Here is a 12,268-nt window from a genome sequence, read left to right as displayed (position 1 = left end):
CAAACGCCTCCGTACGTGACAAGCCGGCAGAGCCCTTTGGGGCCGTGCAGGTATCTGAGCGTTTACATGGCTGCCAATCCTCCGTGCTGAGATGAAGTGGCCGCCGGCCTGCTCACCACTGCCCAGGTGACGGGCTTTGCGCTAGGCTGAGCGCTCTCACACAACACAACCTGCAAAGGAGGGCGAACTTGCCATGCGCAAATTCAAACTGAAGTACGGATATGACTTTGACGACTCATGCCCGAAGTACTACGAGAGCGATGACGCAATCAGGGTCGGGGATGCCATACGAGTTGAAAACGGTATGTGGCATGCAGTTACGGGCATCGAAATTCTGAAGCGAGATATTCAGCTAATTCTTTCGAAGTCTTCTCAGTCGCCAGAAGAGGCAAAGCTTGTAATGAAGCAGCTATTGTCCGACTGAGAACGATCGTCGCAAACTTCAAGCAGCTCTGCTTGTCGATGTCTTGACTGGGGTACATCAGGCTAAGCTTTGTCCGTAACCCTGGATCGCCCTGGCAAGCCAGCGTCATAAGTGCCGCCTCTATGCGTGCTTGCAGTGAAGGCGCTTCTACTTTCGGTAGATCTTCAGCGACGCTTTTCATATTCCTATCCTCTCTGTCATCCCAAAGCACCCTCGCGAGAAGGTGCTTCAGTGATGCCGTCCGTCCTATTGCCGCCGGAAGGGGCGGGGCGCATTGCTTGCCGGGTCACACACTCGGTTCTGGCGTTTCACCATCGAGCAGCCGTACAAGGTTTTCCCTGTCGTTGGCAGGCTTTCGGGCCTGTGTGCTCGCCGGTCGCCGGTAGAGGCAATGCGGTCTGTTGTTTGTTGCGCTGGTTGTTAAAGAGCGGTGGGCGTTCTGTGCTTGTGGAGAAGCACAAGTCGGCTTGCATTTATAAAAGCATGCTTGTGATTTGAATGCAAGCACGCTTGTGTTTATTTTGCTTACTGTATGTATGTACAGCATTATTGTGAGGTGGTTATGGCTAAGCAGAAGGGAAGCCCGACGGGCTCGGCACGGGCAGAAATGACGGGGATGGAACGGCTGGGATTGAGGGTGTCATCGATGATCAACCACCCCGTGGCCCAGGCGCAGCGCTGGGTGACGATTCATCGTCTGGACACGGATGGGGATCGGGAGTGGGAAGAGGTACTGAGCGTAATCGCCGAGACGAACGAACTGGAGCTGACACTCAATGACGACGGCAGCGTGACGGTGAGATGGGAGCAGCAGGAAGTCGAGGTAGCGGGGAGGGGAGAGGTCGAGTTTCAGCCAGAAGAAGAGGCGGCGCCGTTCTGATAGGCATGAAAAAGCCCGCGCTTGGCGGGCTTAGGGTTCAGATCAGGAATGGCAGATACGAGAAGCGCACCGCCAACTCATTCGTCCGCAGCCGAAAAAACTAAAGCTCTGTAAAGCGCCAACAACCAACCGATACCCGTCCACCCAGCTAGCAGGTTCAGCTTGAATACCGATATGCGCACCTTCCTGGCCTGGCCGATTGCACATATCGACGGATAGAAATACAAAACCGTAGCGCTGGAGAAGAAGAGAATATTGGCAAATAGCGCGACCTCGTTGCCGCCGCTAATACCTAAATAGCTGAATCCGCATAGTGGGATCAGCATACCAAGCGAAAAAACTTTCACCGATCCGCCCCCTACGAATGAATACGATCACGCCGGTAAGCGGCGTAATGACATCAATGTACATGGGTGAATTTGGATAGTGAACCGAAGAAAAACTATCCGTTCGATAGTTAGGGTCGAGAAGGCCGGCACTGCGGGTAGCCCTAGGTCGACATCAGAACGAGGTCGCTATCGCCTGCGCCAGTTGCATGTCAGACATATGAGGCGAAGTGTAGGCTGAACGATAATGCCGGGACGCCTGCTCAAACTCAGCACCACGAATCTCGCCGTCCGAGCCAATGAACGCCAGGGCATCCGTCTTGGCTGACTTGAAAATCTCAGGCGGTTCGGTCGTGAGAGACGTGGTAGCCCCAATTAAAAGGGTCGGCGCGCAAATTGTGAGAAATATCGCGGCAGCGATAGGGTTGGCACCATCACCTGATACGGCCTGCGTGCTGACCGATGCAAGTAGGGCGATTGCCAGGGTCTTCCATGAGTCCATTCTTCGTTGCTTCCATTGCGTCCAGGGAGCGCCACAATAGCAGGCTAGGGCGCTTGGCAGAAATAAGAAGCCCGTCGCTGGGCCCATGCTTGAAGTAGTCTCGCCGCCTAGATGAAATGGACGAGCCCCGGGCCCCTTCCGAAAAAAAAATTTGCGACGCTATGTGATGTCATATTGATATCACGCATCTAATCTACCGTGGACTCCTTGATCAGCTTGAGCCACCAGTGTCATCTAGTGAATATCACCAGGTGCTAAAATGCGTAACGAGATTCGTCGTTCGGCTGTAAAAGCCTGGAGGGATCTTCTATATCAGGCTGTAAATGAACAGGACGTCGAGGACAAGTATTTTATATTGCTCACGAGAGCCGATGAGATGGAGCGTGCCGGCCTTATAACAGAGGAGGAATGGAGAAAACTGATTCGCAAAGCGGGCGAGTTTCTAGCAAGCACTCTTAGATGATCTATTTGGGTGGGAGCGCCTCGAGCGGCCCACCTTGAAAACTGCTCTATGACCAAACATCTTCACGCTTGGTCTGCTCTCAGATACAAGAAGCCCGGCGCTGGGCCGGGCTTTGAGTTAGGCGGCCACGGTGGCTCTAGGGATTTCCGCATCAGGCACAGATATACCTTCTTTGAAGAACATGACCTCATCGCCTACATATCGAGCCTGAGCGGTGTAGTGCAGTCCGTAAGTCAGTGCCTCGTTCTGGCTGTACATCTCGCAGATTTCCGGCGCGCTATCGTACGAAACTACCCATGGCCTCTGGAAGTCAGGAGACTGCAGCAATTGAGCAATTTGTAGGTGATCATCGTGCTTGTAGAAGTTTCGGTATAGGCCGCGGCCTTTAACATAGTAGGGAGGGTCAAGGTAGATCAGCGATTGGTCAGGCAGAAACTCTGCGGCGCGGCCAAGCAAAAGAAAGGCATCCTCGCAATATACCGAAATCCGATCTGCATTCAGCGCGATTCGTTCCAGTCTGGCAGCGATCATGTCTTTGCTGAATCTAGCATCGAGTTTGTAGGCGCCAGTCTGCGCCTTCCCCCCGATAACTCCACCTTTGAGGATGCCGGATCGGTTCGTACGGTTCACAAAAAGCGTTGCAAAACCCCTCTCTGCAAGGGATAGATCAGGGTTTTGACCAAGCATCACGGAACGCCAGTGGTGCCATTGCTCCATATTGATTGGCGTGTCTCTGAGCAGCTTTAGGATTCCGTCAGGATCGGAAGTCGCGGCTGACCAAAAGGAGAATACGGCCGGATCGAGATCATTGACATGGATATGAGTTGCATGACCGTCGAAAAGAAGCTCAAGGGCTACGCCGGCCCCGCCAGCAAACGGTTCGAGATAGTGTCCGCCCGCCAGGCCATTAGCCCGCATTACCTCAGCAATGAAAGGCGCAAAGCGAGCCTTCCCGCCGGGGTAGCGTAAGGGGCTGTATAGCTTGTTGGAGTACATTTCATCTCATCCTTTGAGGCGTCTGAGCCCCAGTTTATCGGCGCCCAGTATACTTGGCCAGCCCCTATTTTGTGAGTTTTGCTGTCGCGACTGACGCTGCGATGAGATCGTCTTGGAATCTCACCACCTCTGCGGGATTTTCGGCAAGCCACAACTCTACCAGTTTCCAGTCAGTAATTCTTTGTAGTCGAGCTTTCATCCAGCCTTTAGCAGAAACTCGATCTTTTATATTAAAGTCGCCCTTCAGTAAATGAGTGCTAAGCTGGTTTCTAGTTACATTCATATCTTCTAATGATTGACGAGCTGTCGGGTAATTTTCATCATCTTTCATAAGCTGCTTTACAAATTCGTAGATTGTTCTCTCTGGAGAGTGCCCTTTTCCCGAGCTATCACGGCTACCCGGGAGCTTGACGACATTTTTCAATCCGGCTGTGACTGACGCATCGGCATCGACAACAATCAATACTTTCTTAAAATGTTTATCAAATTTTTGTAAGCCTTGAAGGTTATTGCATCCAACGCTTATTGGAATTGCTTTTAGTCTTTTGCCGGTCGCCGTATTGACTTGCCGTTTGAGCTTTTGTGTCAATAGATGGCCAAGTATAAAATTAGCCTCTGCATCTTCGAGATATATCTTTAGAGAGTTGTCGACTGCAGCCGGTTTCGGGGCTGGTTCTGGTGGCGTTAAACTCATATCACCTTGAATTTGAGAAAAGGATAGATCCTTCTTTATTCTTGGGGCAATCGAGTCAGTGATATAAACCACCGAGTCTACTCTCACACCTTTATCATCTATTGGATTAGTGTCCGGGTGAATCGCTTCTATCATACACAAGGAATGTGTTGTCGCTACAACCTGTATTCTGAGCTTTTTAGCAACATTCTTAATTCCATCCATCAGAGACTTTTGTGCATGAGGATGGAAGCCCGCATCGATTTCATCGATTACTAGAAGCCCGCCGGGGTAGTCCGGCCACTCTCTTTCCAGCCGCCGGAAAGATGCCAGAGCAGTAGCTATTGAGCTAAGGCTATCTTGGCCGAGCGAAATGCTTTTCGGGCTGTGAGCATATTCTGGGTGCTTGGCAATTTTGCTTGTCCCCTGAATGGATTGGGTGGTAATTGCATTCGTCGCGGTTTCCGAGTCATCGACTATGTTTATCACATCTTTAATGAATTTATTAATAAATACAGCGTCAGACTTATCTATCGTGTTGTCAAGGCTGTTTAAAATAAGCTCAGGGTCGCTTTCGCCAATTGGGATCATACGAGTCATGCCAAGATATATGGTAGGGATAGGAACCTTTGAATCAGATCCTATGACAACCCCACTTTTGACGTCCTCATAATTACCTGTTTTAGTGTTTCTGGGTACGACCCTTACTTCTGTCCTGCTGGTTTTTCCATCTTTGTTTTTTACTAGTCGCCTGGTAAATCCGCATCTCTTAGTGAATTCGTTTTCGTTGATAAGGTAATCTAGGTGCGGATTAGAGAGCGTGCCTTTTGTTTTGTTGACAAGATATTCATTTTCGAAATCGATGTGAATGATTTCGTTAAGCAGCCCTGTGAAGGGTTTGCCGGTATATGTTTGAACATTAGTGTCAGTAATACCTGAGCCATTTGCGATTAGCGCTAGTATCGTGGATTTCCCGATACCGTTATGTCCTGCGATTAATGTAACGCGCTCAGCGAATTCCACCGTAATGTTCTTTAATTTTCGAAACGGAGGCTTTTCTATCCTTAATCTAACTAAAGAAAATTCTTGCTGAGGAACCTTGATCGCTTCTTTGGTGGTTTTTCTTGTTCGGCGATTTACCATGATATCCCTTTCTATGTTAGGTTTAATGAATAACGCTTGTGTGGGCTATTAAGTGAGAGTAGCGATTTCTAATTTTCTTCTTTTTTCGTACTAAGTGCGCATTCCAGACTAGCAGCGTGCGCGTCTGGACGTAGGTCTCGTTACGCATCACGCAAAATCCTTCCCGCCTTCACCTCATCCGCACGCCATAGAAGTGGTTCAGCACAATCAGCTCAATCACCGCCACGAAAACACAGAGTATAACGAATCCAGGGCTGAAGGCCCGCTTGCGGCCCGAGGAGCCTCCGCCCAGCCCAGCTATATCGGAATACCCGGGGAGCATCATCAGGAAAGCCAGCGTAGCCAAAACCCCAACCTTGCTCCAGAAGCTCTGCTCTCGCCATGCAGTCATGTTTTCTGTTCCGCAGCCCGAATTATCCGGGCGGCTTTCACCTCATCCGCATAATCCGTCAGCTTGTCCTCCATTGCCTGATAGCTCAGCGCGATCATCATCAGTTCGTCAGCGCTTATATCATCGCCAGCAACGAGAAGCCGTTTGGCGACTCCGAACAAATCGAAGCCCGACCACTTGAGCAGGGCAGCAGCCTCTTTCAGGTCACGGCGCAGTTGTTGGTTGGGTTTAGTGAGTGCCATGGCTTCACACCGGTTGCCCATTCCACACGTAAAGCACCCGAGCAAGGATATGGGTGTCATCCGCTCGTATGTCCTCTGGGTCGTGGTGCTTGTTGTCCGAGATCATCTTGAAGCGGTCCTTGCCTTTCTTCTGCAGGCGCTTCACGTACAGCATGTCGTCGTGGGAGAAGAGGTAGATACCGTCGCCCGTGAACTCCCGAATCGTGATATCCACCAGCAGCGGGTCGCGGTCTTTGATCGTCGGCGCCATCGACTGGCCCCACCCGGTGATCATCTTGAGGTGGAAGTGCTCTTTGAACGAGACACCCATCTCGCGCAAATGCTTGGGGCTGACCCGTATGTCCTGAAGCATCTCTGGGAATTCGTGCGGGATCTGCCCGCCGCCCATCGCTGCGCGCACGTCGTAGTGGGCAATCCATACTTCGTCACCGACTTGGCCCGCCCTGGTGAAGTCGACTTTCACTACATTGGTCGACTTCGACTCAAGCGCCACATCTTCTACCACTTCGGCGATTCGTGTTCTCGCCTCATCCGATAAGCCCCGGCCGTGCTTCGCGAGCATCTGCTTGACCAGGTCCGCCGAAGAATAATTGCCAGTTTTCGGAGCATCCGCGGCCTTCCGGCTTGGCGGCTCACCCTTGCCTGACAGCAGCCAGTCGACCGTCGTGTCATAGCCTTCAGCGATCGCCACCAGGTTTTCGTTCTTTATGTTGCCAGTATCACCGGCAAACCACTGACGAACGGCTTCGTAGCTGACCCCGCAGGTGGTCGCTATATCCCTTTTAAATCCTCGCGGCCCGATCTCAGGCTTTCGCGCCAGGACAAGTTTCGCAATTCGATCAGTAATTTTCATGCAAGCAATCTACAAGTTAGCTTGGCAAGCATGCTTGCTTAGTAAACACAAGCATGCTTGAATTGCCGTATACCCAAAGGAGTCAGCCATGAACCGTGCCGACGCAATTAAACATTTCCAAGGGATCGCCCCCCTCGCCAAAGCGCTCGGCATCACATACGAGGCAGTCCGGCAGTGGGGAGAGGAGATTCCTGAGCTACGTCAGTACCAGCTTGAACTTGTAACCGCCGGCCAATTGAAGGCCGACAAAAAGAAAACGGCTGCATAAGGCGTCCTTGTCATTGATCTGTTGAGCGAATGATCGCCGGACCTGGCGGCCGCTACCACGGAAACAAATTTGAGGTTTTACGAATGGAAGATTTCTTGAGGGCTTGCCACACCACCATCAAGGAAAGTGGAGCAGAGGAACTGGCCGGGAAGATGTGTCTCGCGCACGTCAGTTTGCTGCAGCGCTCGAACCCGGATAACTCGGCGCACCACCTGACCATTGAACATCTGTTCGGCGTCCTGCTGCACACCGGCGACATGCGGCCGCTGATTGCCCTGGCTGACAAGTTTGGCTTCGAACTGGTCGCCCGTGAGAAGCCTGCGGCCAAACCATTGATGGTTGCGCTGGGCCACCTGTCGGCCGAGTGCGGTGATGTTGGCCGGCTGATCTTCGATGCGGCCGCTGACAATCACATAAGCCAGCACGAGAAAGCGCAGGGAGAGAAAGCCATTCAGGAAGCAATCGACGCGCTGCACATCCTTCGCGAATCGCTGAAGGCCGCCTGAATCTCAGGCATAAAAAAACCGCCTGGCAGGGCGGCTCTTTCAACAGCAATAAAACTTGTGGGGCCATTATGAACACACTCGTCGCTCCAAGCAATACCGTGACGATATCAAGCCGGGAGGTCGCTGATCTAACCGGAAAGCAGCATCACCACGTCGTGCGCGACATCAAGCACAACCTGGCGGAACTGAACCTAGATGCATCCAAATTTGGATGCATCTATTTCGACGCCTCGAATCGCAAGCAAACCGAGTACCTGCTTCCGCCGGATCTCGTCATGACGCTGCTGACCGGCTACAGCGTCCCGCTTCGCCATCGTGTCGTGACACGTTTGCACGAACTTGAACGCGTGTCACGACACGTTGCGATCCCTCAGTCCCTGCCAGAAGCACTACGCCTTGCCGCCGATCTCGCCGACAGAAACGGAGAGCTTCAGCGATTGGTTTCAGACCAGGCGCCCAAGGTCGCCGCGATCAAGCGGCTTGCCGCCGCCGGCGGTGCAATTTGCATCACCGACGCGGCCAAGCAGCTTGGCGTGCCACCGTCGCGACTATTTGCTTGGCTTGAACAGCACCGCTGGATATTCCGCCGCCACGGCTGTAAGCGCTGGGTCGCATACCAACCCCGCATAACTTCCGGGTTCATGACCCACAAGGTCACTGCGTTGAAGCCTGATCCAGAGACTGGCATCGACCGTGCCGCCTTCGACCCAATGATCACTCCAAAGGGGCTGACACGCCTCGCTGAACTACTGCAGGAGGCCGCGTAATGGCCGGCGATTGGATCAAATTCGAACTCACCACCCTGGATAAACCTGAGGTTTGCCAGATCGCAGACCTGGCCGACATCGATCCTGATGCTGTCGTCGGCAAGCTGATGCGCGTCTGGGGATGGTTCGATCAACAAACTGAAAACGGTAACGCTCCAAGCGTTAGCAAAAAGTTACTCGACCGTCTCGTTGGCGTTATCGGTTTCTGTGAACACATGAAATCTGTTGATTGGATGATCGAGTCCGAAGGCGTGATTAGCCTCCCGCACTTTGATCGACACAACGGCAAGACCGCTAAAAACAGGCTTCTAACGGCTAAACGAGTGGCAAACCACAAGGCAAGTAACGCAAAAGGTAACGCTTCGAACGTTAGCGGTGCGTTACCTAAAGAAGATGTAGAGAAGAATAAAGAACCTCTCTCTGCGCGTGGCTCCGTTGACCCTCGCATGCCAAGCGAAATGACCCTCGACTGGAATCCTGATGACAAGCTGCTGAAAACCTACTCGGTTCACTCTGGCGTAGCGCTAGACCTGTTTACCGAAGAGGCTCGCCGCGCATTCACCGCTCACTACGAGCCTCGCGGCCAAGTGAACACTCAGGCTGAGTGGGTGCAGATGCTGGTCAAGTGGGTGTTGAACGACAAGAACCGATCAGCCGCCACTAACGTCACGCCCATTCGGCAGCGTCCGCCGGCAGCGTCCGACTTTGATGATGAAAGCACCGACTGGCAGAACGGAGTGCAATCGTGATGAAGCAGGTAGCCGCAGTAACCCAAGGCCTTTGGGCCAATCCTAAGGCCGGCGAGTTCATCTCGGCAGACGAGGCGCAAGCTCCGCAGGATGAAGGTCGCCGTCAGATGGCCGTAGCTATCAATGATCTGTTCACTGAGCTTCGCCTGATTCGTTCGGCGTGGCGTCAGGCATGGCCGGACAAGGTGACCTATCAGGCCGCCAAGGTGCAGTGGATGCAGGCATTTCTCGACGAAGGCATCCGCACCCAGGGTCAGATCGAATTCGGCATGATCAAGGCGCGAAAGCAGGTCTCCGACTTTATCCCGAGCCCGGGTCAGTTCATTGAATGGTGCAAACCAACTCCGGAAATGCTCGGTCTACCACCCCTGGCTGCGGCTCACCGTGAAGCCGTGCGTAACGCCCATCCGGGTATGGCTGGGCAGGGCAAGTGGTCGCATGATGCTGTTTGGCACACGGCCAAGGAATGCGGGTTCGAGAGCCTGAACAAGCTCGACGCAGCTTTGAGCCTGAAGCTGTTCGAGCGGAACTACACGATCACCATTCGGCGCTTGCTCGACGGATTGCCTCTTCAGGCGATGCCGAAGGCGCTCCCCGCCAAGGTCGATGGCCGAATCACCCCAGAGGTGGGGAATGGCGCGCTTGCCCAACTTCGGGCCAAGTTGGCCGGAGGCTCCCGGTGAGTCGTCTCACTGACGCGGCCCGTGACCGTGACTGCCAGGTTCGGTTTCCGGGCTGCTCCTGCGAACCGTCCACCACCGTCTTGGCTCATTACCGGCTGGCTGGCACCTGCGGTGTGGGCATGAAGCCCAACGATTTCCAGGGCGCCTGGGCCTGCGGTTACTGCCACGACATTGCGGACGGCCGACTCAAGGCGCCAGTGCAACTGACCCGTGAAGAGGTCCGCCTGTATCTCGCCGAAGGCGTCATGCGCACCCAGGACATCCTGATCCGTGAAGGGAAGGTGAAACTTTGAAACTGAAAGACAACATGGAAATTCAGGCTGAGGCACTCAAGCGCATCGGGTTCCCGCCCCGAATGGATGCGGCGTCGCTGACAACACCCAACTTTTACCGACTGCTTGAACAAATGACTGTTCTCAAAGATCGCGCCCGCCCTTGCGAGAACGTGGTGATCTGCAAGGACTGTTCCGCCGTGCACGACTGCCCATTTGGCGCGCATCACGAAAATGCGTTTGATCATCGCCGCGTGTGTGGTGCCTGCGGCAGCAGGTCAGGCTTTCGTGATGTGGTCGGCTGTTGGGTGTCTTTCGCTGAAACATGGAAGCCTTGGACCTGGGGGAAGGGCTGCTGGGCATTCGATTTCTGCACCTCTCCTGGACATCGGCCGGATGGAAAAAAGGTGACTGCGCAATGAAGCCGTTCACCGTGAAGCCATTCAGCTCGAAGCCGGAGCGGGCCAAGCCCGTGGACCGGGAAGGCCTGGAGCAGGCCGCGCTGATGAAGGAAATCGCGCTGCGTTACCCGGTCGCCGCCAAGTTGATTTTTCACGTCCCGAACGGCGGGCACCGGCACAAGTTGGTGGCGATCAAGCTGAAAGAGCAGGGCGTGAAGGCCGGCGTTCCCGACCTGGTGCTGCCGATGGCCCGCGGCGGGTACTTCGGGCTGTACATCGAATTTAAGGCCCGGGCGCCGTATGACGCTGCCGTGTCACCGGCCCAGGACGCATACCTTCAGGCGCTTACCGAGCAGGGTTACCTGGCCATCGTTTGCCGTGGGCACGTCGACGCCATTGAGGCCATCAGGGCCTACCTACTTCAACCTCAAACCAAGGCCGCCGCATGACCCAGACAATGCTCACTTCGTTCACCGATGCGGAGATTCGCCGCCAGTCCGGCAACGCAGCAGTCCGTGACCTGCGTGACGCGCGATATCCCGGCGTGTACTTCCGCTTCCATCGAAACCGCGATCGCGGCACTTGGTACCTGGTGTCGGGCGGCAAGTGGGACAAGATCGCCGCGTTTCCTCAGCTGCCGGCGAAGGGGTTGATCGTCGCGTTGCCGAAGATCCGCGAGCGCTTGGCCGCCGACCCCAAAGCATCAGCCGCCGCCGGCACGTTGCAGACCGTTGGAGAGCTGCTCGACTGGTTCACCGCCCGCCAGGCCGTTGACCGCAGTCTGTCGTCCAAGCGCCGCTCCACCAACACCTCGATCATCTCGTGCCACCTGAAACCACGACTCGGCACCCTGGTGGTGGAGGACGTTGACCGGTCGACGCTCGACAAGCTGGTGATGTGGCCGATGCAGGCTGAAATGTCCCTGTCCTACGTCCGTCTGATGTGGGGCGTGCTGGTGGTCGCGTTCCGCCAGGCCGAGAAGCTTCGGCTGATCACTTCCAACCCCATCTCCGGCTTCAAGTTCACTGACTTCACCAAGGCCCGAATCCAGCCCAAGCCGTCACGCCTGCGTGCCGTCCAGCTCGAGGAAGTGATCTGCGAACTGGCCGCCGGCTTCGACCAGCACCCGCAGGACTGCATGCTGGCCCTGATGATGCTGTGCCACGGGACCCGCGCCGGCGAGACCAGGCAAGCACAGTGGTCCCACTTCACCTTGGGTGAGCAGGGCGAGTGGTTCATTCCCACCGAGAACACCAAGACCCGCTGCGAGCATCACTTGCCGCTGACCCACCAGATGTGCGCGCTGCTGGAGCGGTACCGGGACTGGCAGTCAACCAAAGGCTACAAGGGCACCTACGTGTTCCCGGCGCGGGGCCGTGGGCCGATCAGTGACAGCCAGGCGTGCGCCGTGTTCACGCGCCTGGGCAAGGGTGAGTGGACGAGCCACGACCTGCGCAAGGTGGCCCGAACCGGCTGGACTGACTTGGGCGTCGACTTCCTCATTGGCGAGATGCTGGTGAACCACACGATGACTCGCAACGTGCAGACCTATATCCACACATCGGCGGAACTGCTCAAGCGCGAGGCATTGGTGAAGTGGCATGACTGGTTAGACGGGAATGGTTTCAACCTGATTCACCGCTCGACCATGACTAGAAACGGAAATTCGCACAATGGCGCTGAGGCCTTGAATGGCGCGGCCTCTAGCCAAATCCAGAAACCATAAAAG

General features: G+C 54.7%; 19 protein-coding genes. 11 read left to right on the top strand and 8 right to left on the bottom strand.

The features are described from left to right. Positions 1 to 317: 317 nt before the first annotated feature. Positions 318 to 605 carry a hypothetical protein gene (locus GIW28_RS09890; RefSeq protein ID WP_236446913.1) on the bottom strand — a complete coding sequence of 96 codons (288 nt, stop codon included), beginning with the start codon at positions 603 to 605 and terminating at the stop codon, positions 318 to 320. Positions 606 to 986: 381 nt separating this feature from the next. Between GIW28_RS09890 and GIW28_RS09885 the strand changes: the two genes are divergently transcribed. Then, positions 987 to 1,304, top strand: a complete 318-nt coding sequence (locus tag GIW28_RS09885; RefSeq protein WP_236446911.1) for a DUF1654 domain-containing protein — start codon at positions 987 to 989, stop codon at positions 1,302 to 1,304. Between the two features lie 77 nt (positions 1,305 to 1,381). On the opposite strand, the gene GIW28_RS09880 is transcribed toward GIW28_RS09885, so the two are convergent. Beyond that, positions 1,382 to 1,651 (bottom strand): superinfection immunity protein, encoded by a 270-nt coding sequence (locus tag GIW28_RS09880; protein ID WP_236446909.1) that lies wholly within the window; start codon positions 1,649 to 1,651, stop codon positions 1,382 to 1,384. A 154-nt stretch (positions 1,652 to 1,805) separates the two neighbouring features. Continuing rightward, entirely contained in the window at positions 1,806 to 2,132 is a 327-nt protein-coding gene (locus tag GIW28_RS09875) for a DUF2388 domain-containing protein (protein WP_236446907.1), read from the bottom strand. A gap of 259 nt (positions 2,133 to 2,391) precedes the next feature. On the opposite strand from GIW28_RS09875, the gene GIW28_RS09870 reads away from it, so the two are divergent. Beyond that, a complete protein-coding gene (locus GIW28_RS09870) occupies positions 2,392 to 2,595 on the top strand; it encodes a hypothetical protein (RefSeq protein ID WP_053256761.1) in 204 nt (67 codons plus the stop codon). 117 nt (positions 2,596 to 2,712) lie between these two features. Here the strand turns inward: GIW28_RS09870 and GIW28_RS09865 are convergent, their stop codons facing one another. The 5 genes from GIW28_RS09865 to GIW28_RS09845 all read right to left on the bottom strand — a co-directional run bounded on the left by GIW28_RS09865 (position 2,713) and on the right by GIW28_RS09845 (position 6,893). After that, a complete protein-coding gene (locus tag GIW28_RS09865) occupies positions 2,713 to 3,591 on the bottom strand; it encodes a DNA adenine methylase (protein WP_236458920.1) in 879 nt (292 codons plus the stop codon). Positions 3,592 to 3,655: 64 nt separating this feature from the next. Beyond that, complete coding sequence (locus GIW28_RS09860) at positions 3,656 to 5,407, bottom strand: AAA family ATPase (RefSeq protein WP_236458919.1); 1,752 nt, start codon at positions 5,405 to 5,407, stop codon at positions 3,656 to 3,658. Positions 5,408 to 5,576: 169 nt separating this feature from the next. Further along, positions 5,577 to 5,798 (bottom strand): hypothetical protein, encoded by a 222-nt coding sequence (locus GIW28_RS09855; protein WP_236446901.1) that lies wholly within the window; start codon positions 5,796 to 5,798, stop codon positions 5,577 to 5,579. Continuing rightward, positions 5,795 to 6,040, bottom strand: coding sequence for a hypothetical protein (locus GIW28_RS09850; protein ID WP_236446899.1), 246 nt, complete (start codon positions 6,038 to 6,040; stop codon positions 5,795 to 5,797). Before GIW28_RS09850 ends, GIW28_RS09855 begins: the two co-directional genes overlap by 4 nt. 4 nt (positions 6,041 to 6,044) lie before the next feature. Continuing rightward, on the bottom strand, positions 6,045 to 6,893 hold the full coding sequence (locus GIW28_RS09845; protein ID WP_236446897.1) for an XRE family transcriptional regulator: 849 nt from the start codon (positions 6,891 to 6,893) through the stop codon (positions 6,045 to 6,047). Between the two features lie 88 nt (positions 6,894 to 6,981). Between GIW28_RS09845 and GIW28_RS09840 the strand changes: the two genes are divergently transcribed. The 9 genes from GIW28_RS09840 (at position 6,982) to GIW28_RS09800 (ending at position 12,265) form a co-directional block, all read left to right on the top strand. After that, positions 6,982 to 7,161: a Cro/CI family transcriptional regulator gene (locus GIW28_RS09840; protein WP_236446895.1), complete on the top strand. Its 180-nt coding sequence runs from the start codon at positions 6,982 to 6,984 to the stop codon at positions 7,159 to 7,161. An 83-nt stretch (positions 7,162 to 7,244) separates the two neighbouring features. Continuing rightward, positions 7,245 to 7,667, top strand: coding sequence for a phage regulatory CII family protein (locus GIW28_RS09835; RefSeq protein WP_236446893.1), 423 nt, complete (start codon positions 7,245 to 7,247; stop codon positions 7,665 to 7,667). A gap of 68 nt (positions 7,668 to 7,735) precedes the next feature. Further along, the gene (locus GIW28_RS09830; RefSeq protein WP_236446891.1) at positions 7,736 to 8,434 is read left to right on the top strand and encodes a phage antirepressor KilAC domain-containing protein; all 699 of its coding nucleotides are present in this window, start codon (positions 7,736 to 7,738) and stop codon (positions 8,432 to 8,434) included. Then, positions 8,434 to 9,183 (top strand): DnaT-like ssDNA-binding domain-containing protein, encoded by a 750-nt coding sequence (locus tag GIW28_RS09825; RefSeq protein ID WP_069553774.1) that lies wholly within the window; start codon positions 8,434 to 8,436, stop codon positions 9,181 to 9,183. The genes GIW28_RS09830 and GIW28_RS09825 overlap by 1 nt, the downstream gene beginning before the upstream one ends. Then, the gene (locus GIW28_RS09820; protein ID WP_236446889.1) at positions 9,183 to 9,866 is read left to right on the top strand and encodes a replication protein P; all 684 of its coding nucleotides are present in this window, start codon (positions 9,183 to 9,185) and stop codon (positions 9,864 to 9,866) included. The genes GIW28_RS09825 and GIW28_RS09820 overlap by 1 nt, the downstream gene beginning before the upstream one ends. Further along, positions 9,863 to 10,159: a DUF1364 domain-containing protein gene (locus GIW28_RS09815; RefSeq protein ID WP_236446887.1), complete on the top strand. Its 297-nt coding sequence runs from the start codon at positions 9,863 to 9,865 to the stop codon at positions 10,157 to 10,159. Before GIW28_RS09820 ends, GIW28_RS09815 begins: the two co-directional genes overlap by 4 nt. Next, positions 10,156 to 10,560: a hypothetical protein gene (locus GIW28_RS09810; protein ID WP_236446885.1), complete on the top strand. Its 405-nt coding sequence runs from the start codon at positions 10,156 to 10,158 to the stop codon at positions 10,558 to 10,560. Before GIW28_RS09815 ends, GIW28_RS09810 begins: the two co-directional genes overlap by 4 nt. Continuing rightward, positions 10,557 to 10,988: a VRR-NUC domain-containing protein gene (locus GIW28_RS09805; RefSeq protein WP_236446883.1), complete on the top strand. Its 432-nt coding sequence runs from the start codon at positions 10,557 to 10,559 to the stop codon at positions 10,986 to 10,988. Before GIW28_RS09810 ends, GIW28_RS09805 begins: the two co-directional genes overlap by 4 nt. Next, the gene (locus GIW28_RS09800) at positions 10,985 to 12,265 is read left to right on the top strand and encodes a tyrosine-type recombinase/integrase (RefSeq protein ID WP_236446881.1); all 1,281 of its coding nucleotides are present in this window, start codon (positions 10,985 to 10,987) and stop codon (positions 12,263 to 12,265) included. The genes GIW28_RS09805 and GIW28_RS09800 overlap by 4 nt, the downstream gene beginning before the upstream one ends. The last annotated feature ends 3 nt before the right edge of the window (positions 12,266 to 12,268 follow it).

It is taken from the genome of Pseudomonas sp. PA-5-4B, from assembly GCF_021606215.1.
Lineage (GTDB): Bacteria > Pseudomonadota > Gammaproteobacteria > Pseudomonadales > Pseudomonadaceae > Aquipseudomonas > Aquipseudomonas edaphica.
Note: the sequence above shows the minus strand (reverse complement) of the source record. Positions and strands in the feature narration are given on the sequence as shown.